The organism is Phyllobacterium sp. A18/5-2 (assembly GCF_025452215.1).
Taxonomy (GTDB): Bacteria; Pseudomonadota; Alphaproteobacteria; order Rhizobiales; family Rhizobiaceae; genus Phyllobacterium; species Phyllobacterium sophorae.
This window is the reverse complement of sequence record NZ_CP104966.1, coordinates 932,145-957,825: the sequence shown is the minus strand read 5'-3', so window position 1 is coordinate 957,825 and position 25,681 is coordinate 932,145. Positions and strand designations below refer to the sequence as shown.

Annotated in this window: 15 protein-coding genes and 8 pseudogenes; 19 read left to right on the top strand and 4 right to left on the bottom strand. The window is 55.9% G+C overall.

Annotated elements, in window-relative coordinates; genetic code table 11:
- Positions 1–109: 109 nt before the first annotated feature.
- From ruvC to ruvB, 3 genes and pseudogenes are all read left to right on the top strand, one after another.
- A complete protein-coding gene (ruvC, locus tag N8E89_RS04765; RefSeq protein ID WP_262261828.1) occupies positions 110–619 on the top strand; it encodes a crossover junction endodeoxyribonuclease RuvC in 510 nt (169 codons plus the stop codon).
- A complete protein-coding gene (gene ruvA, locus N8E89_RS04760) occupies positions 616–1,233 on the top strand; it encodes a Holliday junction branch migration protein RuvA (protein WP_106667010.1) in 618 nt (205 codons plus the stop codon). The genes ruvC and ruvA overlap by 4 nt, the downstream gene beginning before the upstream one ends.
- Before the next feature lie 40 nt (positions 1,234–1,273).
- A pseudogene (gene ruvB, locus N8E89_RS04755) lies at positions 1,274–2,315 on the top strand (Holliday junction branch migration DNA helicase RuvB).
- Between the two features lie 3 nt (positions 2,316–2,318).
- On the opposite strand, the gene N8E89_RS04750 reads toward ruvB, so the two are convergent.
- Positions 2,319–3,476, bottom strand: a complete 1,158-nt coding sequence (locus N8E89_RS04750) for a glycoside hydrolase family 5 protein (protein WP_262261283.1) — start codon at positions 3,474–3,476, stop codon at positions 2,319–2,321.
- Between the two features lie 152 nt (positions 3,477–3,628).
- Between N8E89_RS04750 and ybgC the strand changes: the two genes are divergently transcribed.
- The 14 genes and pseudogenes from ybgC (at position 3,629) to N8E89_RS04680 (ending at position 19,440) form a co-directional block, all read left to right on the top strand.
- Positions 3,629–4,111 carry a tol-pal system-associated acyl-CoA thioesterase gene (gene ybgC / locus N8E89_RS04745; protein WP_113172410.1) on the top strand — a complete coding sequence of 161 codons (483 nt, stop codon included), beginning with the start codon at positions 3,629–3,631 and terminating at the stop codon, positions 4,109–4,111.
- Between the two features lie 228 nt (positions 4,112–4,339).
- Positions 4,340–5,048, top strand: a pseudogene (tolQ, locus tag N8E89_RS04740) (protein TolQ).
- A gap of 45 nt (positions 5,049–5,093) precedes the next feature.
- A complete protein-coding gene (gene tolR, locus N8E89_RS04735) occupies positions 5,094–5,543 on the top strand; it encodes a protein TolR (RefSeq protein ID WP_106667005.1) in 450 nt (149 codons plus the stop codon).
- Between the two features lie 6 nt (positions 5,544–5,549).
- Positions 5,550–6,659, top strand: coding sequence for a cell envelope integrity protein TolA (locus N8E89_RS04730; protein WP_262261280.1), 1,110 nt, complete (start codon positions 5,550–5,552; stop codon positions 6,657–6,659).
- A 36-nt stretch (positions 6,660–6,695) separates the two neighbouring features.
- Positions 6,696–8,013, top strand: a pseudogene (tolB, locus tag N8E89_RS04725) (Tol-Pal system beta propeller repeat protein TolB).
- Positions 8,014–8,240: 227 nt separating this feature from the next.
- Positions 8,241–8,744 (top strand): peptidoglycan-associated lipoprotein Pal, encoded by a 504-nt coding sequence (gene pal, locus N8E89_RS04720; RefSeq protein ID WP_106667002.1) that lies wholly within the window; start codon positions 8,241–8,243, stop codon positions 8,742–8,744.
- Between the two features lie 160 nt (positions 8,745–8,904).
- The gene (gene ybgF, locus N8E89_RS04715; RefSeq protein ID WP_262261276.1) at positions 8,905–9,894 is read left to right on the top strand and encodes a tol-pal system protein YbgF; all 990 of its coding nucleotides are present in this window, start codon (positions 8,905–8,907) and stop codon (positions 9,892–9,894) included.
- Complete coding sequence (gene tilS, locus N8E89_RS04710; protein ID WP_262261274.1) at positions 9,869–11,239, top strand: tRNA lysidine(34) synthetase TilS; 1,371 nt, start codon at positions 9,869–9,871, stop codon at positions 11,237–11,239. The genes ybgF and tilS overlap by 26 nt, the downstream gene beginning before the upstream one ends.
- Before the next feature lie 95 nt (positions 11,240–11,334).
- Entirely contained in the window at positions 11,335–13,269 is a 1,935-nt protein-coding gene (gene ftsH / locus N8E89_RS04705; protein ID WP_106666999.1) for an ATP-dependent zinc metalloprotease FtsH, read from the top strand.
- Positions 13,270–13,478: 209 nt separating this feature from the next.
- Complete coding sequence (glmM, locus tag N8E89_RS04700; protein WP_106666998.1) at positions 13,479–14,822, top strand: phosphoglucosamine mutase; 1,344 nt, start codon at positions 13,479–13,481, stop codon at positions 14,820–14,822.
- Between the two features lie 216 nt (positions 14,823–15,038).
- The gene (locus tag N8E89_RS04695) at positions 15,039–15,821 is read left to right on the top strand and encodes an outer membrane protein (protein ID WP_106666997.1); all 783 of its coding nucleotides are present in this window, start codon (positions 15,039–15,041) and stop codon (positions 15,819–15,821) included.
- Between the two features lie 207 nt (positions 15,822–16,028).
- Positions 16,029–17,205 (top strand): annotated as a pseudogene (locus N8E89_RS04690) (phosphoserine transaminase).
- 69 nt (positions 17,206–17,274) lie between these two features.
- A pseudogene (gene serA / locus N8E89_RS04685) lies at positions 17,275–18,872 on the top strand (phosphoglycerate dehydrogenase).
- Positions 18,873–18,903: 31 nt separating this feature from the next.
- Positions 18,904–19,440, top strand: coding sequence for a GNAT family N-acetyltransferase (locus N8E89_RS04680; protein ID WP_262261271.1), 537 nt, complete (start codon positions 18,904–18,906; stop codon positions 19,438–19,440).
- On the opposite strand, the pseudogene N8E89_RS04675 reads toward N8E89_RS04680, so the two are convergent.
- Positions 19,397–20,304 (bottom strand): annotated as a pseudogene (locus tag N8E89_RS04675) (DMT family transporter). The gene N8E89_RS04680 and the pseudogene N8E89_RS04675 overlap by 44 nt on opposite strands.
- 194 nt (positions 20,305–20,498) lie before the next feature.
- Here N8E89_RS04675 and N8E89_RS04670 point away from each other — a divergent pair.
- Together N8E89_RS04670 and N8E89_RS29260 are read left to right on the top strand one after the other, a co-directional pair.
- Positions 20,499–21,794, top strand: coding sequence for an adenylosuccinate synthase (locus N8E89_RS04670; protein WP_106666993.1), 1,296 nt, complete (start codon positions 20,499–20,501; stop codon positions 21,792–21,794).
- Between the two features lie 66 nt (positions 21,795–21,860).
- Positions 21,861–22,064, top strand: a pseudogene (locus N8E89_RS29260) (transcriptional regulator); the annotation flags it as partial.
- 1,444 nt (positions 22,065–23,508) lie between these two features.
- On the opposite strand, the pseudogene rpoH reads toward N8E89_RS29260, so the two are convergent.
- Positions 23,509–24,421 (bottom strand): annotated as a pseudogene (gene rpoH / locus N8E89_RS04660) (RNA polymerase sigma factor RpoH).
- Positions 24,422–24,669: 248 nt separating this feature from the next.
- The gene (locus tag N8E89_RS04655; RefSeq protein WP_106666990.1) at positions 24,670–25,674 is read right to left on the bottom strand and encodes an RluA family pseudouridine synthase; all 1,005 of its coding nucleotides are present in this window, start codon (positions 25,672–25,674) and stop codon (positions 24,670–24,672) included.
- Positions 25,675–25,681 lie beyond the last annotated feature (7 nt).

Genomic DNA, 25,681 nt, shown 5'->3' with positions numbered 1-25,681 from the left:
TCATAGTCTTCCGTACAAACTCATAGATTTGTTTCTCTTTTGTTCACCTTTCTGCTGTCAACATGCAGGACACACGGATAAGGTCTCGACATGAAAGAAGCGATTCTGAATCATCGGCATTGATCCCGGACTCAGGCGGACCGGATGGGGAATCATCGAAACGCTCGGGAATTCTCTGCGATTCATTGCGGCCGGCACGATCCTTTCGGACGCCAAGCTTGATCTCGCCTCGCGGCTCTGCCAATTGCATGATGGCCTTGCGGGGGTCATCCATGAACAGATGCCGCAAGAATCTGCGGTCGAACACACCTTCGTCAACAAGGACGCAACAGCAACGCTGAAGCTCGGCCAGGCGCGGGGTATTGCCTTGCTGGTGCCTGCGCTGGCAGGGTTGCATGTGGCGGAGTACGCACCAAATGCAGTGAAGAAGGCGGTGATCGGTGTCGGTCATGGCGAGAAGCAACAGATCCACATGATGGTCAAGGTGCTGATGCCGAAGGCGACATTCGATACAGATGACGCGGCCGATGCACTGGCAGTTGCCATATGCCATGCACACCACCGGCAAAGCGCGATCGGGCGCATCGCTATCGAACAGAAATTGGCGGCACTGGGATGATCGGAAAACTCAAGGGTACAGTGGACGAAATCGGCGAGGATCACGTGATCGTCGATGTGCATGGTGTCGGCTATGTCGTCTATTGTTCGGCGCGAACGCTCTCCAATCTCCCGGGGGCGGGCGAAGCCGTAGTGCTGCTGATCGAAACCTACGTACGCGAGGATCTGATCCGGTTGTTCGGTTTCGGTACCGCGCTGGAGCGCGAATGGTTCCGCTTGCTGCAAAGCGTGCAGGGTATTGGCGCCAAGGTGGCATTGAGCGTGTTGGGGGTGCTCACGCCGTCGGACTTGGCGAATGCCATCGCGTTGCGTGACATTGCCATGGTCAGCCGGGCGCCGGGTGTCGGCAAACGGGTCGCCGAGCGCATTGTCACGGAGCTCAAGAACAAGGCGCCGGCCTTTGCCGGTGAGGCGATGGGGACGATCGGTCTGAAGCAAGAACTCGGTGAAGGTGTTGCCTCTGGCCCCATTACCGATGCCGTGTCGGCTTTGACCAACCTCGGTTATTCGCGCGATCAGGCCGCCAATGCTGTGGCTGCGGCGCTGAAGGATGCAGGTGAGGGTGCCGACGCCACCAAGCTCATAAGGCTGGGCCTGAAGGAGTTGGCACGCTAATGCGGTTGTTTGACGATGCGCATTGTGCGAGGACAGGCGCATGAGTGATGCAGACCGCCTGATTACACCAGACAAGCGCGGAGAGGATCTTGATACCACGCTCCGCCCGCAAACGCTTGCCGATTTTGTCGGCCAGGCTTCGGCACGCGCCAACCTAAAAGTCTTTATCGAAGCGGCCAAGTCGCGGGGCGAGGCGCTTGATCATGTCTTGTTTGTCGGACCGCCCGGTCTCGGCAAAACAACGCTGGCGCAGATTATGGCCAAGGAGCTCGGCGTCAATTTCCGCTCGACCTCGGGACCCGTCATTGCCAAGGCCGGCGATCTTGCGGCGCTCCTGACCAACCTCGAAGAGAACGACGTTCTTTTCATCGATGAGATCCATCGCCTGAATCCGGCAGTGGAGGAAATTCTCTATCCCGCGATGGAGGACTATCAGCTCGACCTTATTATTGGCGAGGGTCCGGCGGCGCGCTCGGTGAAGATTGATCTCGCCAGATTTACTCTCGTTGCCGCCACGACCCGGCTCGGCCTTTTGACGACGCCGCTGCGTGACCGCTTCGGCATCCCTATCCGCCTCAATTTCTATACGGTCGAAGAACTGGAACATATCGTACGGCGCGGGGCCCGGATCATGGGCATTGGCATGACCGATGACGGTGCACTGGAAGTTGCCCGCCGAGCCCGGGGCACGCCGCGAATTGCCGGACGCCTTCTGCGCCGCGTGCGGGATTTCGCTATTGTCGATGGCAAGGACAGGATCGATCGCGAGACTGCCGATGCTGCGCTCTTGCGGCTCGAAGTCGATCTCGCTTGGTCTTGACCAACTCGACCGGCGTTATCTCGCGATGATCGCACATAATTTCGGTGGCGGGCCCGTCGGCATCGAGACGATTGCTGCGGGCCTTTCGGAACCGCGCGACGCGATCGAGGATATTATCGAACCCTTTCTTATCCAGCAGGGATTCATCCAGCGAACACCGCGCGGACGTGTACTGACGGCAAATGCCTGGAAACATCTGGGCCTGAGTGCCCCGGCTGATATCATCCAGCAGCAGATCAACCTTTTCCAGGAAGAGAATTGAACCTCACTGAGGTTTCAGCCCGAGGCCCTTGAGGATAACCGGGTCCAGTATGCGCTTGTCGTCGTCGAGGGTAATGCCAAATGCCCCACCCCACGACCAGACCGACCAGGGGAAGCCGCGCTGTTGTGCGGCATCCGTCATATCCTTCAGATAGGTGGCGCGCCAGGGAGAAGGCATGCGGAATTCCTTCCGGTACTCTTGCCGGATCATGCCGAACTCGCCAAGAAATATGCGTTCCGGCGGAATGTTGTGCTTTTTTCCCCATGCTTCCGCATTGTCGAAGGGTTCATTCAGCATTGTTAGAACCTGCTTGTAGCTCATGACCCCGCCGGCTATCTCGTTGAACCCGGTCAACAGCTCCTCGCGCCGCTCCTCCGGGGCGTTCGTTTCGATTGTCTTGCGGACAGCTGCGAGACGCTCATCGAAAGCCTCTTCACCCATTAAATCCGGCGGGTAGGGGAGACCTTCCACATAACTCATTGAGTCCCCCGTCCAATCTGCGCCTTGGTGCGTGAGGATGTAAGGTTCATAGGAGTGGAAGGTCCAGATGACATTTTCGTCGGCAATGAGGGCGGGATCGATCTTTGCCAGCCCATAAGCACTGGACCAGCAACTGCCGGACAGAACCAATGTGTGATTTGGTGCCGCCTTGCGTGCTGCCGCGTGCAAACGCTTCAGCAGGGAAGGCCATTTCGGAAAGAGTGTCGGGTCGCAATCGATGACCGGCTCGTTGAAGGGCTCAAACGCCGTGGTTGCGGGATCTGTAGTGGACAGCGCCGTACCCACCCGTGCGACGGCATCGAGATAGCGGGCAAACAGGTCGTTGTCCGCCAGGACCTGGTTCGTGCCAACCTTGCGCACATCGCTCGGGATCGAATGGAAATCGACGATCACCTTAAGCCCGGCCTCATGGATCATATCAACGGTCTCGATCGTCGCAGCAATGAGCCTGGTGACCCGCTTGCCGGATGCGTCTTCAAGAAATATGGCCGGATCAATCGGCATGCGGACGAAGTCAAATCCGGCCGCGCGGATATCCTTCAGATTGTCGATGCTGGTGTCCTGCCGCCATTCGGGAAACTTGGCGAGCACGGCATCCTCGTCCCAGCGTTCGGGTCCCGGCCATGTGGTCCAGAGATCAAGATTCAGCCCCTGTTTCATCGTAAATGCCGTCGCTGACGCGGCGACGGAGCAGGCCAACAAATGGCCGAAGCATAGAAGGGCGCGTAGCAGTGGCAGGATCAATTCTTTTCGCGTCCTTGCTGTCTTGGGTCTGGACAAAATGCCCGCCAAGCCTGCAAAAGGAAAGGACCATGAGCGAAAACAATTCTCCATCAACAACTGCAACCGGACTGGCCGGCGAACTGACCGATGCCGGGCACCGCCTACTGGCACGTGTCTATTATGCCGATACGGATTTTTCCGGCATTGTTTACCATGCCCGTTATCTCGAATTCCTGGAGCGGGGGCGTACGGATTACCTGCGTTTGCTTGGCGTCCACCATTCGGAGCTTGCAGATGGCAAACTCGGTGAAAGCAACGTCTGGGTGGTGCGGCGCATGGAGATCGACTTCAAGTCGGCGGCGCGCATTGACGACATATTGACCGTCGAGACCCGCACGGCCGAAATATCCGGTGCACGGGTTAAAATGGCGCAGGCCATCAAACGCGACGATGATCTTCTGATCTCCGCTGTCGTAGAAGCGGCCATGATCAATAGCGCCGGGCGCCCACGAAGGTTTCCTGCTGAATGGATCAAGCTCTTTAAGCCGCAATCGCAGGTTCAGACAATTTAAAATGGGTCGCCTGTCTGAATCATAACTGATCCTTAACCATAACAAATCATGAATAAGGCGTTCAAACGAGGTGTTTTGCGTTAACGCCTTCGTTTTACCAAAATTAACCGTGAGAAGCCGCAGGTGGTTACTGGAAAAAATCCGGTTTCAAAACGTGGCTCATCTGGAGTGAGAGACGATTGCGCCCCGGTAGACATGCCGGGTTTTCGGATCTCGAGGGTAGTGGATATGGAAAATTTAGCGGTTGCCGTCCAGACATCGGACATGTCCCTGTGGGGATTGTTCTGGCAAGCCGGCTTTGTCGTGAAACTGGTGATGGTGGGATTGCTCGGTGCATCAATCTGGACCTGGGCAATCATCATTGACAAGATTCTCGGATCCGGCCGAGCCAAGCGAGCTTTTGACCGGTTCGAACAAATCTTCTGGTCGGGGCAATCGCTCGAGGAGCTCTATCGCAATCTTGGCGACAAGCGCACCACCGGCATGGGCTCCATTTTCATCGCCGCCATGCGGGAATGGAAGAAGTCGTTCGAGAAAGGCGCCCGTTCACCGATCGCACTGCAGATGCGTATAGACAAGGCGATGGATGTGGCGCTGGCACGCGAAAGCGATTACCTTGCGGCACGCTTGACCTTCCTCGCGACCATTGGCTCCGCTGGCCCATTCATTGGTCTGTTCGGGACGGTCATTGGTATCATGACCTCGTTCATGGGTATTGCGGGTTCGAAATCCACGAAGTCTGGCTGTCGTTGCACCGGGTATCGCCGAAGCGCTCCTGGCGACCGCTATCGGCCTTGTCGCCGCTATTCCCGCGGTCATTGCCTATAACAAGCTCTCCAGTGACGCAGGCAAGCTGACTGCGCGCATGGAAGGCTTCGCCGATGAATTCTCCGCCATACTCTCGCGGCAAATCGATGAGAAGCTGCCGCGCACCTGAGCGACCGTGTGAGTAACCGATACAGTATTTGCGAGATATAATGCCATGGGCATGTCGATAGGAAATAATGGTTCTTCGGGTGGACGCCGTCGGCGCGGTCGTTCCAGCAAAGGCGTGATGAGCGAAATCAATGTCACGCCGCTGGTCGACGTTATGCTCGTCCTGCTGATCATCTTCATGGTGACTGCACCGATGATGACTGTCGGCGTGCCGATCGACATGCCGGAGACATCGGCGCAGACGCTGAACAGCGAAGCCGATCCGATTTATGTCACGATCAACCAGCAGGGTCAGGTCTATTTGCAGGAGACCGAAATTCCCGTCGAAGAAATCGTGCCCAAGCTGCAGGCGATTGCCAAGACCGGTTACAATGAACGGATTTTTGTCAAAGGCGACAAGGCGGCCGATTACGGAACGATCATGAAGGTCATGGCCCAGATATCGGGGTCTGGCTTCAAGAATATTGGTCTCGTCAGCCTACCGGAGGGAAACTGATCGGTCATGCGGGCTAGCGTCACATCCTCTGCAATAATCCATGCCGTCGTGCTCGGATGGGGGCTGTTGTCCTTTTCCGCTCCGACACCTATGGATCTGGCGAATTCAGAATCAATGCCGATCGATATCGTTTCCGATATCAGCCAGTTGCAGAAGGGTGACAAGAAAGCACCAAAAGCGGAAAAGCCAGCGCCCAAGCCTACCGAAAAACCGCAAACCCAGCCGGACGCCCAGAATATCGGTGACAGCGAGGTTGATGTAGAAACCAAGCCGACGACAGAGACAAAACCGAAGCCCGTGGAAGCCGCCGAAGCACCCAAGCCGTCGGAAATGCCAGTGGCAAAGCCCGAACCTCAGCCCGAGCCGAAACCTGAGGTCAAGCCGGAGCCGAAGCCGACGCCTGTGCCAGCAACGGAAGTGAAGCCGGAGCCAGCTCCCAAGCAGGAAGTGAAGCCCGATCCGGTGGCAGAAGCCATCAATGAATTGAAGAGCGAGCCGGCTCCAGCGGAAACACCGAAGGTCGAACCGGCCCCGGTGGCCGAAAAGCCGGTTGAAGAGGCATTCAAGCTACCGGAGAACGTTGCCAAGCCCGAAGCAAAACCGACGCCTCCAGCACAGACGGCGAAGACACCCGATCGCAAGGAAACGCCTGAAAAGCCAAAGTCTACGCAGACCGCTGCGACGCCATCGAAGGAAAAGGACGGAATTGCCGATCAGGTTGCTGATCTGCTTAACAAGCAAAAGGCATCCGCTGCTGGAGCCAAGCGTTCGACGGATCAATCGTCCCTTGGGGCCGATAAGGCCACAGGCGGGTCGAAGCTCAGCCAGAGTGAGATGGATGCACTGCGCGGGATCATCGAAGGAAACTGGAATAAACCAGTTGGCGCCGAGGAAACTCCGGAGATGACAATCGTCGTCAAGTTCAAGCTGACACAGAATGGCGAAATTGACGGCCGCCCCGAAGTGAGTGGCAGCGGCGGAGATTCCGCCTTGTTGAACGCAGTCAAGAGCAGCGCCCTGCGAGCAGTAATGCGTTCGGCACCATTTAACTTGCCTCAAGATAAATACGACACCTGGTCGAGCGTCGAGCTGACGTTTCATCCGGGTGCAACCTGATCGACAATAGGCCAGCCAAAAGAGGGCCCTGAACTAATGCTAAATATAATCCGGACTTTGTGTGCAGCTTTTGCAATGGTCATCGTAACGCTGATCGTTGCGACGCTACCAGCGAAAGCCCAGCTCAAACTCGATATCACCAAGGGTGTTGTCGAGCCCATGCCCATTGCAATCACCGATTTCTTATCCGGCGATCAGCTGGGAACCAATATTTCCAGCGTGATTGCTGCGGATCTTGAGCGATCAGGACTGTTCGCCCCGGTCGACAAGGGCGCATTCATCGAAAAAATCTCCAATCCTGATGCGGCTCCGCGCTTTGAAGACTGGAAGGTCATCAACGCCCAGGCACTCGTTACCGGGCGCGTGACCAAGCAGGGTGACGGCCGCCTGAAAGCAGAGTTCAGGCTTTGGGACACATTTGCCGGCCAGCAACTGGACGGTCAGCAGTTCTTTACGTCTCCCGAGAGCTGGCGCCGCGTGGCGCACATCATTGCCGACGCAATTTATGAGAAGTTGACCGGTGAAAAAGGCTATTTCGACACGCGTGTCGTCTATGTCGATGAATCCGGCACCAAGGAAAAAACGGATCAAGCGCCTTGCGATCATGGATCAGGACGGTGCCAACGTGCGTTACCTGACGAATGGCAAGGACCTCGTTCTGACGCCGCGGTTCTCGCCGAGCAAGCAGGAAATCACCTACATGTCCTATGAGGGCGGCAAGCCGCAGATCTATCTGCTCCAGCTTGAGACCGGACAGCGCGAACTTGTCGGTAATTTTCCTGGCATGACGATCGCTCCCCGCTTTTCGCCCGATGGCCAGAAGGTCGTGATGAGCCTGCTGCAGGAAGATGGCAGCGCCAATGTCTACGCGATGGATTTGCGCAGCCGTACGACAACGCGTTTGACGAGCACATCCGCGATCGACACCGGCGCTTCCTATGCACCCGATGGCAGCCAGGTCGTGTTCGAGTCTGACCGTGGTGGCCGTCCGCAAATCTACAAAATGGGCGCTGATGGATCGAATCCGCAGCGCATCTCGTTTGGTGACGGGTCTTACTCCACCCCGGTATGGTCACCACGCGGCGATTTGATCGCCTTCACCAAGCAATCGGGCGGGCAATTCTCCATCGGTGTGATGAAAACAGATGGATCCGGTGAACGTATCCTGTCGAGCGGCTATCATGACGAAGGCCCCACCTGGGCACCGAATGGCCGTGTGCTGATGTTCTTCCGCCAGCCGCCCGGTTCCAACAGCCCGCATCTTGTGACGGTCGATCTGACAGGACGCAATCTTCGTCAGATTCAAACCCCGAATTTGGCTTCAGACCCGGCCTGGTCGCCGTTGCTGGATTGATCCGGCAGATTGGACCAACCATGTATATTCGCGGCGGTGTACCCGGCATCGCCGCGAATGTCGTTTTTCCGCCGTATTTAATGCCTTAAGGGTGCAGGATACGTTCGTAGTTTCGCCGTTAATCCTGGTGTTAAGAGGGGATTAACCCTGTTTCTTGAACCGGCCTTAACCTCAATATGGTTACTGCTTGTTCACCGAAACAATTCAATTCTTAAGGAGTCCAGGCTATGCGCCGCTTCGAAATGATCGCCCGCAGTCCAGTTTTCGTTGCCTTATTCATGTCTCTCGCCATTGCGGGTTGTGCTTCGAAGAAAAACATGCCCAACAGCGCTGGTGACCTTGGCCTGGCTGGCAGTGCAACCCCGGGCTCTACCCAGGATTTCACGGTCAATGTTGGCGATCGTATTTTCTTCGATGTCGACTCTTCGGTCATTCGCGCTGACGCACAGCAGACATTGGCCAAGCAGGCACAGTGGCTCAAGCGTTATCCGAACTACGCGATCACCGTTGAAGGCCACGCCGACGAACGCGGAACGCGCGAGTACAATCTCGCTCTCGGCCAGCGCCGTGCAGCTGCTACGCGCAACTACCTCGCATCGCAGGGCTTGCCCGCAGCGCGGATCAAGACGATCTCCTACGGCAATGAACGTCCAGTTGCCGTTTGCGACAGCGAATCATGCTGGTCGCAGAATCGTCGCGCCATCACTGTTCTCGGCAGTGCCGGCAGCTAAGGCGAGAATTGATTCCATCAAGGAAAAGCGGCTTTCGGGCCGCTTTTTTGTTTTGACAGCACGAAAAACAAAATTTGGCCGAAGTCACACTGCTCGTGTTAGATAGGCTGCCGCAAATCACAGCGGTGTTTCAATTCCCATATCAGGGGCGGTAAAAGGAATGAACAAACGACTGAAGAGAATGGTACTGGCAATGACGGTGCTGCCATTTTTGGCAACCGGGGTTAGCCATGCCGCAGGCCTTGATGGTGGGGTTTTCCGACCAGCGCCAAAGGTGGACATTGCGTCAAGCAATGCTCCCGTCTTGATGGCGCAGGCGGGCGATCCGCGTGTCAGCCAGCTGGAAGAGCAGATCAGACAGCTCACCGGCAAGATCGAGGAATTGAACTTCCAGCTTCTGCAAATGCAGGAGCAGATGCGGAAAGTGCAGGAAGACAATGAATTCCGGTTCCAGGAACTGGAAAAAGGCAAACGGTCGGACGCGGGCGGCAAAGGCGATCGCACTGTTGCTTCCGTTCCATCCTCGCGGACAACAGGGGAGGCATCGAGCGATGCCTCCGCTGATTCAACCTCGTCAGGACGACGCACTGATTCCGCTGCTATTGATCCACAATCCGATCCATCCGGTTCTCAACAGCTCGGCGAACCGCCGCGCGAACTTGGCAAAATCGAGTTTGATGCCAATGGCAACGTAATCGGTGGCTCGAAGAACGACGATCCGGCGCAGCCAGTAGAAAATACGATCGTCGCAGCATTGCCGCAAACCGACGATCCGAAAGTCCTCTACAGTCAGGCCTACCAGCTGTTCCTGTCGGGGGACTACAAGAGCGCAGAAGTTGCGTTTCGCAGCCATGTCGAACGGTTCCCGAAAGATCCGGCTGACCCGGATGCGCGCTACTGGCTGGGTGAATCCCTCTATGGCCAAGGGCGCTATCAGGAAGCAGCTTCGGTATTTCTCGACAACCACAAGCAGTTTCCTGATTCCAAGAAGAGCCCCGAAAATCTGCTGAAACTCGGCATGACTCTCGCCAAGATGCGGGACCATGACGTCGCCTGTGCGACGTTTGCATCGGTCAACTCGCGCTATCCGAATATTTCAGCGGCCATCAAAGAGCGCGTGAAGAATGAACGTGCCGTCAATAAATGCTGAGCCACAGCTCGATCCGAATAGCATTTTCGGCCCGGTTGATTTCGAAGGGTTGAAGTCCATCATTGTCGCCGTGTCCGGCGGCAGTGATTCCCTTGCCCTGCTATATCTCCTGATTGCTTTCGGCGCGGGGCATTCAGGCTTCCCCCAGATCGCCGCTGTGACAATCGATCACCGGTTGCGCCCGGAATCGGCTGGAGAAGCGCGCTATGTCGCAGAGCTATGCAAGGACGCAGGTATTCCCCATCGTATTCTGGATTGGAACGGAGCTAAACCATCCACCGGCGTGTCGGCGAAGGCGCGGGATGCGCGTTACAGCCTCCTGTGTGAAGCTGCGCGCGACGCGGGCACGCATGTGATTTTTACCGGTCACACGCTCGATGACCAGATCGAAACCTTTGTCATGCGATCTGCACGTACCGGCAAGGGAGGCAGTGAACGCGGCCTGGCAAGCATGGCGGCAACAACATTGCTTGACCGCGAAATCTGGCTCGTGCGGCCGTTACTCGAGTTATCACGCGAAACTTTGCGCGATTACTTGCGTGCGAGGGCCATTGGCTGGTGTGATGATCCTTCCAACGATGACCCACATTACGAACGTGTTCGCATTCGCAAAGCGCTAAAGGATGATGAGCGTGCGAATATTCGGCGAGACATTGCCCAGAAGGTTGCGCAAAGACGTTCCTTGAACGCCAAGGTGGCGCTGCTGTTGCCGCGTTGTGTGACGATCAGTGATGGACTTCACGCGGAAATCACCTGTGAGTGCTGGGCCAGGCAGGATGCGAATGTCAAACGGCTGGCCATTGGTGTGCTGATTGCGGTTATGGGCGGACTGTCCTTCCTGCCGTCTGCTGAATCTTGCAACAAAGCCTTGCAACATCTGGCTTCGGGCCGGCTGTCGGGGCGCGTCACGATCGGCCGCTGCGTTTTGGAGCTGAAGCGGGAAAAGGCGTTGATCTACCGTGAAATGAGATCAATGCCGGAAATCGCAGTCGAGCCCGGTTACACTGCGATTTGGGATGGCCGGTACCGGATTGAGAACCGTTCGGATCAGCAATTCAGGACCGTTGCTTGCGGGACTGACGGGGTGATTTTTTTGGAAGAGAACGGATATCCGGGTCTTTACCGCCCTTCGGTCCGCACGTGCCCCATCGTGCTTTCCGATGGGAAGATCATTGGAGCATATGCAGGTGCCGATCACGCGAAGTTGCCCGAGGGTGTCACCGTAACGAGGCACCTTGCCCTGTTCGACCATATCCTTTCAGGTTATGATGAAATTCTGGCTCAATCCGTTGCAGATATCTTCCAAATACAGGCCTATCCTGTAAACCAGATTAACAAGAATTGACCTCAGTTTGAATGCCAGTCTTGGCAAGGCCATGCTTCGAACCTATGTTACGTGTAAATTCCGCGTCCTTGCGGTTGTGATTGATGGGACCCGATATGAATCCTAACTACAGGAACTTCGCGTTGTGGGCGATTATCGCCTTGCTTCTGATTGCGTTGTTCAATCTTTTTCAAAGCCCGACCTCGCGTTCGGCATCAAGCGATGTTCCTTATTCGCAGTTCATTAGTGACGTGAATAGCGGCCGTGTGAAATCGGTAACGATTGCTGGTAACCGCATCACGGGTACCTATTCCGACAACGGTTCGAACTTCCAGACCTATTCGCCCGGTGACGCTGGTCTCGTTGGGCGCCTGGAAAGCAAGAATGTGCAAATCGCGGCGCGGCCTGAATCCGATGGCTCGACATCGCTCGTTGGTATGCTGATTTCCTGGCTGCCCATGATCCTTATCCTGGGTGTATGGATATTCTTCATGCGCCAGATGCAGGGCGGCTCGCGTGGCGCTATGGGCTTTGGCAAATCCAAGGCCAAACTTTTGACCGAAGCGCATGGCCGTGTGACGTTCCAGGATGTCGCAGGCGTTGACGAAGCCAAGGAAGATCTCGAGGAAATCGTCGAGTTCCTGCGTGACGCGCAGAAATTTCAACGGCTAGGCGGGCGAATTCCGCGTGGTGTGCTGCTCGTAGGGCCGCCCGGTACGGGCAAGACCCTGCTCGCTCGTGCTATCGCCGGGGAAGCGAATGTACCCTTCTTCACCATTTCCGGTTCTGATTTCGTTGAAATGTTTGTCGGTGTCGGTGCGTCCCGCGTACGCGACATGTTCGAACAGGCGAAGAAAAATGCGCCTTGCATCATCTTCATCGATGAAATCGATGCGGTTGGCCGTCATCGTGGCGCCGGCCTCGGCGGAGGCAATGACGAGCGTGAGCAGACACTGAACCAGCTGCTCGTCGAGATGGACGGTTTTGAGGCCAATGAGGGCGTCATCCTCATCGCTGCAACCAACCGCCCGGATGTGCTTGATCCAGCATTGTTGCGTCCAGGCCGTTTCGACCGCCAGGTGGTCGTGCCAAATCCGGACGTGACCGGTCGTGAGAAGATCCTGAAAGTTCATGCTCGTAACGTTCCGCTGGCACCGAACGTGGACCTGAAGATTCTGGCTCGCGGAACCCCCGGGTTCTCTGGCGCAGATCTCATGAACCTCGTCAACGAGGCTGCCTTGATGGCTGCCCGGCGCAACAAGCGTCTCGTCACCATGCTCGAATTCGAGGATGCCAAGGACAAGATCATGATGGGTGCCGAGCGGCGCTCGACAGCCATGACCCAGGCGGAAAAGGAATTGACCGCTTATCATGAGGCTGGTCATGCCATTGTAGCGCTGAATGTCGAGGTAGCGGATCCGCTGCACAAAGCGACGATTATTCCTCGCGGCCGTGCGCTCGGCATGGTTATGCAGTTGCCAGAGGCTGATCGCTATTCGATGAGCTACAAATGGATGATTTCGCGCCTTGCCATCATGATGGGTGGCCGTATCGCCGAGGAACTAAAGTTCGGCAAGGAAAATATTACATCCGGTGCTTCGTCCGATATCGAACAGGCAACCAAGCTGGCGCGTGCCATGGTGACGCGTTGGGGCTTCTCCGACAAGCTCGGTCAGGTAGCCTATGGCGAGAATCAGGAAGAGGTGTTCCTGGGCCACTCCGTAGCGCGTACGCAGAACGTTTCCGAGGAGACAGCACAGCTGATTGATGCGGAGGTTCGCAAGCTGATTGACGATGCCTACAATCATGCCCGCGCCATTCTGACCAAGAAAAAGAAGGAATGGATCGCGATCGCCGAGGGCCTGCTCGAGTATGAGACGCTGACCGGTGAGGAAATCAAGGCCCTGATGGCTGGCGGCAAGCCTGCGCGCGATCTAGGCGATGATACACCGCCATCGCGTGGTTCGGCAGTACCAAAAGCAGGTTCGGCAAAGAAGCCACGCAAGGGCGACGAGCCTGATAAAGGTCTTGAACCGCAACCACAGTCCTGAATGTGGTATATATCTTGTACGAACGGCCGGTGAAAACCGGCCGTTCGTACGAGTTGTTCATGTATTGGAAGTAAGTATAATCGCTACACAATTTGTGAGATGCGAAGTTGAGGGGCTTTTGCGATAAGCGAAGGCCAAGCTCCAGACACAACGGGCTGCTATCCGATCGGACCCGGAAATCAGGCAGCCCAAAAATTTGGATGACCAGTATGGCGCGCAAATATTTTGGCACTGATGGTATTCGTGGCCAGGCAAATGCCTATCCAATGACACCGGATATCGCGATGAAGGTCGGCATGGCTGTCGGCCTCGCATTCAAACGCGGAGAACACCGAAACCGCGTCGTAATCGGCAAGGACACGCGGCTTTCCGGCTATATGATCGAAAACGCCCTTGTTGCGGGATTCACCTCGACGGGTATGGATGTATTTCTTCTCGGCCCAATTCCAACGCCCGCTGTTGCGATGCTTTGCCGGTCGCTGCGTGCCGATATTGGCGTCATGATATCAGCCTCGCACAATCCATATCACGACAACGGTATCAAGCTTTTTGGACCAGATGGGTTCAAGCTGTCTGATGAAATCGAACTCGAAATAGAACGATTGATGGATGAGAATCTCGTTGATCGTCTGTCGAGCTTTGAGGCTCTTGGCCGGGCCAAGCGGGTTGAGGGTGATATTTATCGCTATATCGAATTCGCCAAGCGGACGATGCCAAAGAATATCTCGCTGTCCGGGCTTCGGATCGTTGTCGATTGCGCCAATGGTGCGGCCTACAAGGTGGCGCCTGCAGCACTCTGGGAACTCGGCGCTGAGGTTGTTACCATCAATGACAAACCGAATGGTACCAACATCAACGAGGATTGCGGTTCTACCCACCCACTGGGGCTGATCAAGAAAGTACACGAAGTGCGAGCCGACATCGGTATCGCACTGGATGGCGATGCCGACCGCGTGCTGATAGTCGATGAAAATGGCGCCATTGTTGATGGCGACCAGCTCATGGCAGTCATTGCCCAGTCCTGGCAGGAGTCCGATCGCCTCTCGGGTGGCGGTGTCGTGGCGACGATTATGTCCAATCTCGGCTTTGAACGCTTTCTCGTCGATCGCGGCCTTACGCTGGCCCGTACGAAGGTTGGCGATCGCTATGTGGTCGAGCACATGCGCAATCATGGATTCAATATTGGCGGCGAACAGTCGGGCCATATTGTGCTTTCGGATTACTCCACGACGGGTGATGGACTGGTTTCTGCCCTGCAAATTCTTGCGGTGGTTCAGGAGCAGGGAAGACCCGTCAGTGAGGTTTGCCGTAAATTTGATCCGGTACCGCAGCTCTTGAAGAATGTTCGCACTTCAGGCGGCAAGCCGCTTGAGGACAAGAAGGTGAAAAACGCGATTGACGAGGCACGCGAACGCCTGGGCAATTCGGGACGATTGGTCATTCGCCCGTCCGGAACCGAGCCTTTGATCCGGGTCATGGCCGAGGGCGACGACCGGAAGCTGGTCGAATCCGTTGTCAATGACATCATTTCTGTGATCTCTTCGGCTGCATAACCTTCTTTATTTTGGTTGCTAAATAAAATGGGTCCGAATTCGGGCCCATTTTGCTTTCCGCTTTGTCGTTATTACTGTTCAGGATCGATTAACGTTAATGAATATGGTGAATAAACACGGTTAAGCGGGATTTAACTTTTTCCCCTCATATTGGCTTACACAACCTTTAGTAGCAGTCGCTGCGCTTTGATCACCGGCCTTGTGAGGGAAATAGAAATGAGCACTTTCAACAAACATGCTGTATTGAGCGCAGCGCTCCTATGCCTGGCGGCTGCACCGGCCTACTCGGCAGATATCCAGGAAGACCCGATTGTCGAAGTTCAGCCATTCAGCGGATGGTATCTGCGTGGTGACATTGGCATGAGCAATCAGAGGTTCGACGAACTGGACTATGTCGGCTTTTCCGACCCCGTTGTTCATTCCTGGCTCAATGACGGCGAGTTCGACGCCGGAGTGATCGGACAGATCGGTATCGGCTATCAGTTCAATGATTGGTTCCGAGCTGACGTCACGGCACAATATCGCGGTAAAACCGAGTTTAGTGCGCTCGATTTCTACGATACAGATGGCATTCCAGACAATGGTGATGAAGCGACCAACGAATATCACGCCAAGAAATCCGAATGGCTGTTCCTGGCCAATGCTTACGCCGATCTCGGGACGTTCAGCGGTATAACGCCTTATGTGGGCGCGGGCATCGGCGCATCGCGGAACACGATATCCGGGTTCACTGACGACAACATCATAACGGGCGGCGGCGGCTACGCGGGCAGCGCCTCGCAGTGGGAGCTCGCTTGGGCGCTCCATGCGGGTGTTGGTATCAAGGCGACGGATCGCATGACCATCGATATCGGCTACAGCTACGTTGATCTTGGTGATGGCAAAACCGGCGATGCCTTCAATTACATCAACTCCCAGACTCGAGCTAATCCAGAACCATTCAAGTTCAAGGACATTGCGTCGCATGACTTCAAAGTGGGCGTGCGTTACGCTTTCTAATTGATAGAACTTGTTAATTCCGAAACGGCAGGAAGCACTTTCCTGCCGTTTTGATTTGTATCTGGGCTCCGCGACCGCATGGCGGCGACAGTAATCCATGTCGCGCTCAAACAAATATCTTGACTGCCAGCGACATTTCTCCTAGTTCCCGGAGTGGGCCACCTCTCCCCAACGAGAGGCGTGCTATCTGTGAGGATAGGAGAAAACATGACCACGCTATCAAAGCCGGCGCTGCGCCCGGCCAACCCCAATTTTTCATCAGGTCCCTGCGCAAAACGTCCCGGATGGTCGCTCAATGCGCTTTCCGACGCACCACTCGGCCGTTCGCATCGTGCCAAGGTGGGCAAGGCGAAGCTAAAGCAGGCAATCGATCTTACCCGCGAAGTTCTGCAGGTTCCGGCCGATTATCGTATCGGCATTGTTCCTGCTTCCGACACCGGCGCTGTCGAAATGGCCCTCTGGTCGCTCCTTGGCGAGCGCGGTGTGGATATGGTCGCCTGGGAAAGCTTTGGTGCCGGCTGGGTGACGGATGTCATCAAGCAATTGAAGCTCGCCGATGCCCGCACCATTGAAGCCGGATACGGTGAATTGCCGGATCTTTCCACGGTTGATTTCGACCGAGATGTGGTTTTCACCTGGAACGGGACCACGTCAGGCGTCCGCGTGCCGAATGGTGATTTCATTCCCGCGGCCCGCAAAGGCTTGACCATTTGCGATGCAACCTCGGCTGCCTTTGCCCAGCGGCTGGACTTCGATAAGCTCGATGTTGTTACGTTCTCTTGGCAGAAGGTCCTTGGCGGCGAGGGCGCGCACGGCATGCTGGTTCTCAGCCCCCGCGCTGTCGAGCGTCTGCTGAGTTATAAACCGGCGTGGCCGCTTCCGAAGATTTTCCGCCTGACTTCCGGCGGCAAACTGATCGAAGGTATCTTTGCCGGTGAGACGATCAATACGCCATCAATGCTCTGCGTCGAGGAGTATCTCGACGCTTTGAACTGGGCAAAGTCGATCGGCGGCCTCGATGGTCTGGTTGAACGCGCGGACAAGAACTTTGCGGTACTCGATGCTTTCGTCGAGCGCACGCCCTGGATTGCCAATCTCGCGACGGTTCCTGCAACACGGTCCAACACCTCGGTATGCCTTACCATCGTTGATCCCGAAATCACGGCTCTTGCCAACGACGTTCAGGCAGATTTCGCGAAAAACCTTGTGGCGGTTCTGGAAAAGGAAGGCGTCGCCTATGACATTGGCGCCTATCGCGATGCACCTTCAGGCTTGCGCATATGGGCGGGCGCTACGATCGAGATCTGCCGACCTCGAAGCGCTCACGCTTTGGCTCGATTGGGCCTTTCAGACGCAGAAGGCCGCATTGAAACAGGCCGCCTGACTTGGGCGAACGTGGCCGCAATGCGGCCACCTCAATCACATTCATTCAGATTCAACGATGGAGGCCATGATGGCACCGCGCGTACTCGTATCCGATAAACTTTCTCCGACCGCCGTGCAAATATTCAAAGATCACGGTGTCGAGGTCGACTACTTGCCGGACCTTGGCAAGGACAAAGACAAACTGCTCGAAGTGATCGGGCAGTACGATGGTCTTGCCATCCGCTCAGCAACCAAAGTTACCGAAAAACTGATTGCTGCCGCCAAGAACCTCAAGGTCATTGGCCGCGCTGGTATCGGCGTCGACAATGTCGATATCCCCGCTGCGTCCCGCCGCGGTATCATTGTGATGAACACGCCTTTTGGCAATTCGATCACCACAGCCGAGCACGCGGTTGCCCTGATGTTTGCCATTGCCCGCGAATTGCCGGAGGCAGATGCCTCCACCCGCGCCGGCAAGTGGGAGAAAAATCGCTTTATGGGCGTCGAAATCACAGGCAAGACGCTAGGCGTTATTGGTTGTGGCAATATCGGCTCGATCGTTGCCACGCGCGGCGTCGGCCTGAAAATGCATGTGGTGGCATTTGATCCGTTCCTCTCTGAGGGCAGGGCAGAAGAGCTGGGCGTTGAAAAGGTCGAGCTTGATGAGCTTCTGGCACGGGCGGATTTCATCAGCCTGCACACGCCGATGACTGACAAAACACGCGGGATCATCAATGCAGAAACGATCGCGAAGATGAAAGACGGCGTCCGAGATCATCAATTGCGCTCGCGGCGGTTTGATTGTCGAAAAAGATCTTATCGTTGCACTCAAGTCAGGCAAGGTTGCTGGAGCGGGCATCGATGTATTCGAGGTAGAGCCGGCCACCGAGAACGAATTGTTCCATCTCCCGAATGTTGTCTGCACGCCGCACCTGGGCGCTTCGACAAGCGAGGCACAGGAAAATGTCGCCTTGCAGGTCGCCGAACAGATGTCAGACTATCTGATCAGGGGCGCGGTTTCGAACGCAATCAACATGCCGTCCATCACGGCCGAAGAAGCGCCGCGTCTGAAGCCCTTTGTCAAGCTGGCCGAAGTGCTTGGTGCTTTTGTCGGTCAGGTTACCGAAGAGCCTATCCAGGAAGTGGAAGTATTGTTCGATGGCTCCACTGCGGCAATGAACACACGTGCGCTGGTCAGCGCGGCGTTGGCCGGTTTGATCCGTCCCCAGGTTGCCGATGTGAACATGGTATCTGCGCCAATCATGGTGAAAGAGCGCGGCATCATCCTCTCGGAGGTCAGGCGCGACAAATCCGGGGTGTTCGATGGGTACATAAAGCTGACAGTAAAGACGGATTCATTGACGCGGTCGATCGCAGGTACCTGTTTCTCCGACGGCAAGGCTCGTTTCATTCAAATCAAGGGCATCAATCTCGATGCCGAGGTTGGTCAGCATATGCTCTATACGACCAACAATGACACGCCCGGCATGATCGGCTTGCTCGGAACCATTTGCGGCAATAACAACGTCAATATTGCGAATTTCTCCCTCGGCCGCGGCAGCTCCGGGAGGCAACGCCATCGCTATGCTTTATCTTGACGAGCGCATTCCGGACCACGTTCTGGAAGAATTGCGGATCAACAAGGCGATTGTTTCGGCAAAGCCGCTCGAGTTTGACGTCGCTTGATCTCACTGGGAGCTGATTGTAGGGGTGTGACATGATGACCTCCCTGGCGAATCCGCTGCACTGGCGGCTGATGGAAGCGGGCGATCTCGCTTCTGTCAGCGCCGTTGCAAAGGAAGTTCATCCGGAATTTCCGGAGGATGATGCGGTTTTTCTCAATCGGCTCGTACTGTATGAAAATGGAAGCTATGTTCTGGAAAACGGAAGCACAATCATCGGATATGCGGTTACGCATCCCTGGAAAAGTTTTAACATTCCAGCTCTGAACACCGTTCTTTCGGCTTTGCCGGAACACCCTGACACCTATTACATCCATGACATAGCCTTGCTTGGGGCGGCGCGCGGCAGCGGTGCGGCGGGCAAGATCATTTCCATTGTGGCAAGCCATGCCCTCGAATCAGGCTTTAAAACCATGTCACTTGTTGCGGTGAATGGGTCGTCCGGTTTTTGGGAGAAGCAGGGATTTGAAGTCGCCAACCGGCCGGACATTGAGCCCAAGCTGAAAACCTATTCGGATGATGCCTGTTTCATGCTCCGCCAGCTTCACTTGCCGCATGCTTGCGTCCGCTGAGCTCCGCAATCCAGATTCCACCAAGAACCAGGACCAGTGCGACCGCATGATAAGGGCGAAGATCTTCACCGAGGAGTGCAACCGCAAGCAGCGTACCGAAGATCGGCACTGCATTGATGAACAAGCCAGCCCGATCTCGCACCGATATACTCAACGCCCTTGATGAAAAGAACCTGCGCCGCAAGTGAGGGCAGGATTGCTGTATAAAGCACCACCAAGGTTCCAGTCATATCTGGAAATCTCATCGCTCCGGATTTCATCTCCCAGATCGTGAAGGGTATGGCTGTCAAGAAGGCAAAGAAAGTCATGGCCGTCATGAGACTTTGCCAGTTGATGGCTGGCCGAAAACGCAGCGCGACGGTGTAACCGCTGTAGAGAAGCACGGCAAGAAGCATCAAGGTATCGCCGAAATTGACTTGCAGACTGGCGAGCTGTGAGAAGCTCCCATGGCCGGCAGTCAGCGCAACACCAATCAAGGAAAGGCTGAAGCCGAAGATCTGCCCCGTTCGCACGGGCGTGCCAAAGAGCAGGAGGTTGGTGATGAAGATGACCATCGGTATGCCTGCCTGCTCGATTGTGACATTGATTGCGGACGTGTAGTTGAGAGCGCTGTAAAGTGCCATATTGAAAAATGTAAAGCCAAAGGCACCCAAAGCGGCCAGTAGCCAGAGATGTTTGCGCAATCTTCCAATCGCGCCGGACGTGCCTAGTGCTGATCGCGGCAACCAATAGAAAAGCCACGAGCCAGCGCAACAATGTCAACAGCATCGGAGAGATGTGCCCAACAGCAAATTTCCCGGCGACGGCGTTGCCGCCCCAAAACAGCGCAGTTACCAGGAGAAAGACATAGGCGGTGCGGTTCATGATCTTTCAGTCTTTTCCGGCTGGCAGGCAGATAACTTTTGCAGTCAGGCGGACAATAGGTTTATTCAGCAAATAAAGGCAAATTGGTCCGGTGATCGTGGAAAGAATTGTCGCGCTTTTATAAACCAGCCTGTATAGAAGCACCGCATTTGAGGAAAAAGTGCGCGACGAGGTTATGACTCGAGGAGTTTTGAATGGCAAATGTTGTTGTGATCGGTTCCCAATGGGGTGATGAGGGCAAGGGAAAGATTGTCGATTGGCTTTCCGAACGGGCAGATATCATCGTTCGCTTTCAGGGCGGTCACAATGCGGGTCATACGCTGGTCGTCGATGGCGTCACCTACAAGTTGTCGCTTCTGCCCTCAGGTGTAGTTCGTCAGGGCAAGCTCTCCATCATCGGTAACGGCGTCGTGTTTGATCCCCACGCTTTCATAGCCGAAAAGAAGAAGCTCGAGGCGCAGGGTGTGGTCATTACCCCGGACACGCTGAAAATAGCGGAAAACACGACGCTTATCCTTTCGATTCATGGCGAGCTTGACAGGCTGCGTGAGGAAAAAGCCGCGGCGGGTACCAAAATTGGCACAACCGGCCGTGGTATTGGACCGGCCTATGAAGACAAGGTCGGCCGCCGTGCAATTCATGTACTTGATCTGGCCGATCCGAACACGCTACCAGCTAAAATTGAACGGTTGCTTGCTCACCACAACCCACTCCGCCGCGGACTGGGTTTCGCCGAAGTGGACGGCGCGGCGCTACTCGCCGAGCTCAACGAAGCCGCACCGCACATTTTGCCGTTCATGGACCGAGTCTGGTACGTGCTCGATCAGAAGAAACGTGCCGGCGAACGCATTCTTTTCGAAGGTGCGCAAGGCACACTGCTCGATATCGACCACGGAACATATCCGTTTGTGACTTCGTCGAACACGGTCGCCGGACAGGCCTCGGCAGGTTCAGGCATTGGTCCTGGCTCCCTCCACTATGTTCTTGGCATCACCAAGGCCTATACGACGCGTGTCGGTGAAGGCCCGTTCCCGACAGAGCAGCAGAATGAAGTCGGGCAATTTCTCGGCGAGCGCGGGCACGAATTCGGAACGGTAACCGGACGCAAGCGCCGGTGCGGCTGGTTTGACGCGGTACTCGTGCGCCAGGCCGTAGCCAACAACGGCATCAGCGGTATTGCGCTGACCAAACTCGACGTGCTCGATGGTCTTGAGGAAATCAAGGTCTGTACGGGTTATGAATTGGACGGCGAAGTAATCGATTACCTACCTGCAGGTCAGGGGCAGCAAGCCCGCGTAAAGCCTGTCTATGAAACGCTGGAAGGCTGGGAAGGAACCACAGCTGGCGCGCGCAGCTGGAGCGAACTCCCGGCGCAGGCAGTCAAATATGTGCGTTATATCGAAGAACTGATCGGCGCGCCGATTGCACTGCTGTCCACCAGCCCTGAACGCGATGACACGATACTTGTTACTGACCCATTTCATGATTAGAGTCGAGTTGAGTGTCAAAGGCGCGTCTCAGGGTTAATCTCACAACAAAACCATAGGTTTGGGTGAATGGCAGACTTCGTTGCAGTATTGAGGAAGACAATTGACGGGCTCGCGGATCCAACGCCCGAGCTTCGTCAACGTGTGTATGCGAAAGCCCGCGCAACGATTGAGCAAAAGCTTGCCGCGCTGAATGCGACGGAGACCGTGGCGAAGCGCCAAATCAAGGCGCTGGAAGATGCAATCGCTGAGGTCGAGACTGAATTCACGCCTGCTGTCGAGGATAGCCTTCCCGTTCCAGAGCCTGTTCCTGCGGCGCCCTCGGTTCCTGCTCAGGCGCCTGTCGTCGCCTCGACGCCTCCTCCTACGGAGGAGAAGCCCATCCCGGTTACCGCTCCTGCCTTTACAAAAGTAGGCTCACAGCCCGATGCCCTTGAAGATTTCCTGACCAGTCAAGGTTCCAGCGGTGAAGGGCGGACATTAACCAAGCCCGACAGTTTTCGCGCAGACCCTCAAATATCCAAGCCGGGTCCCGGTTTTATGGACCAGCAGACGGGGCGGGGCCCTGAGGCAGAAACTGACGACGATGACCTGAGGGATGCAACAGAAGACCGCCGGACTGGCGACTATGGCGTCTATACGCGGGGTCCCCTTAAGCAGCCAATGGAGAAGCGTTCTCTGGTGCCTTTGCTTGGCATTCTTGCTTTGCTTTTGGTCGTCGCCGGCGCTGGCTATGCGGGATGGACCTACAAGGACAGGATTTCGGCACAGGCCGGGGCCGTCAAGACATGGTTGGCCAATCTTACCAGCAGCCAACCGGAACCGGCAAAACCTGCGGAAACAGCGGACACGCCGGCGCAACCGCCACAGCCAGCAACACCGACTCCGGCAGCGGCCCCGGAAACGAACGAGCCGAAGCCGGAGCCAAAATTGACGCAACGGCTGCTGCCTGATGGTCAGGAAATAAATCCCGGCCCAGCGAATGACACACCCTCTATCGGAGAGGGTACGTCGGTTGCGGCCTCGACGCCCGATCAAACCGCCAAACCGCCTGCGGCACAGGGCCAGCAGCAGGCTGCCGGTCAGGCGCAACCGTCTGCCGCGCTGCCGATCGGGCAGAAGGCTTTCTTCTACGAGGAACGCTCCGGGCAGGATGCCGGTACTGCGGATGCGGGCGGTGTCGTCTGGTCGGTCGTACAGGAATCACCCGGTAATGATCTTCCCCCGGAACCAGCTATCCGGGCCGAGGTTACCATCCCTGACCGTGGCATCAATCTGCGCATGATTATCCGGCGCAATGGTGATAAGACCCTGCCTGCAAGTCACCTGGTCGAAATGATCTTTACCGTACCCGAGGGATTTGCGGGCGGTTCAATCGACAACGTGTCACGCATGACGTTCAAGGATACGGAACAGGCTCCGGGCAGCCCACTCGTCGCCATTCCGGCGAAGATTGCCGACAACTTCTTCATCATTGCAATGAATGATGCGAAGACGGCAATCGATACCAACATGTCGTTGATGCGGCGCCAGTCCTGGGTCGATATACCAATCGCCTACAAGACGGGCCGGCGGGCCTTGATCACCCTTGAAAAGGGTCTACCTGGCGAGAAGGCGTTCGATGAGGTGCTGAAATCCTGGGCCGCGAAGGCAGGTGGGTAAGCCATGAAAAAAGGCCGCTACAGGCGGCCTTTATCCTATTCGTTGATGTGCGTACTCAGCGAGCATCCGAGCCAGTCGAGACAAGTGCCTTTTGCTGCTTGATCGCAGCGGCTTTCACGGCGTCCTGCACTTTCTCGAATGCGCGGACTTCTATCTGGCGAACGCGTTCGCGGCTGATGCCGAACTCCGTCGAAAGATCTTCCAGCGTTACCGGATCATCAGCAAGGCGTCGTGCCTGGAAGATGCGGCGTTCGCGATCGTTCAGAGACGACATTGCGCTCGTGAGCATTTCGCGGCGATTTTCCAGTTCGTCCTGCTCGATCAGCATCTCTTCAGCGCTGTCGTGGTCGTCCACCAGCCAATCCTGCCAATCACCCCCCGCCTCGCCGTCAGACGAACGAATGGGTGCGTTTAGCGAAGCATCGCCCGAGAGGCGGCGGTTCATGGAAATCACTTCGTCTTCGGAAACACTGAGACGCGTTGCAATTTCCTTGACCTGTTCCGGATTGAGGTCACCATCATCCAGCGCCTGAATTTTGCTTTTCACCTTACGCAGGTTGAAGAACAGACGTTTCTGGTTGGCGGTCGTGCCCATCTTGACCAGGCTCCACGAGCGCAGGACATATTCCTGGATCGAGGCCTTGATCCACCACATGGCATAGGTAGCTAGACGAAAACCACGTTCTGGTTCGAGATCTTTTGACAGCCTGCATCAGGCCGACATTACCTTCGGAAATAACTTCACCAATCGGCAAGCCATAGCCGCGATAACCCATTGCGATCTTGGCGACGAGCCGCAGATGGCTGGTTACAAGTTTATGAGCCGCTTTGGGGTCCGCATGCTCAAGATACCGCTTTGCAAGCATGTACTCTTCTTGCGGTTCGAGCATGGGAAAGCGTCGGATTTCTTCGAGATAGCGGGTCAGTCCACCGTCACCGCCTAGAATACTTGGAAGATTTTGGGCCACAGAGCACCCCTCCTCATTTTGGAATTGACCCCCATTATCGGCGGGTCCGCAACAGCTGCCCGCCCAAGACCTTGGCGCGAACAGATTGGTGCCATCAATATATAGGTATCATTTTGTCAAAAACACGATGCATTAAGCAACGAAACATTGTGTCACATAAACGTGAACAATCGAGTCAGGATTTGAGCGTCTGTTCTTATGAATACGTTGGCGGCGAAATTGTTCCGTCCCTTTGAAAAATAATCCGATCAGAAGCTACCGGTGCGAAATGCCTCAAGCAGCTGGCCCATGTCGACCGGTAAAGGTGCTTCAAAATGCAATATTTCTCCGGTGGAAGGGTGTTCGAACGCAAGAAGCCTGGCATGGAGCGCTTGCCGGTTGAATCCCTTGACGATGCTTTGCAGTGGTTCCGCGAGTTTGTTCGCCTTCGTTTTGTAGGCGCTGCCATATTCCAGATCACCTACAAGCGGATGACCAATATGAGCCATATGAACACGGATCTGATGTGTTCTGCCAGTTTCCAACCGGCATTCGATGAGAGAGGCAAGGGCGGTAGCATCTTCTTTTGCACCGAACCTCTCCTGAACCTCGAAATGAGTAACGGCATGGCGTGCGTCGTCGCGCTCTTCATGCACTACGGCCTGCTTGGTGCGATCGCGATGGGAGCGTCCAAGCGGGGCATCGATCGTTCCGGTTTTACGGTCGGGCGTTCCCCAGACGATGGCAAGATATGCCCTCTCCAGATCACCCGTGCGCCCGTGATCAGCAAATTGGGCGCTCAGATGGCGGTGGGCAAGGTCGTTTTTGGCCACGACCATAACGCCGCTGGTTTCTTTGTCCAGGCGATGCACAATGCCCGGCCGCTTAACGCCGCCAATGCCCGACAGAGTGTCGCCGCAGTGATGGATCAACGCATTGACGAGCGTGCCGGTCCAATTGCCGTTGCCCGGGTGCACCACCAGCCCGGCAGGTTTGTTGATAACGACGAGATCAGCGTCTTCGTACAGAATGTCGAGCGCTATTTCTTCGCCCTTGGGTGTCGCATCCTCAGGCTCCGGGATCGCGATTGTGATGCTGGCACCCTCGCGAAGCTTGTGCTTGGCCTCACGGATGGTTTTGCCGTCAACGCTTACCTGTCCCTCACTGATAAGCGATTGAATGCGATTTCGCGACAGATCTGGTGCCAGCTGAGCAGAAAGCCACGCGTCCAGCCTTTTGCCGGTTGCCTCGAAATTGGTAATTAGTTCTTTCAAAGACCTC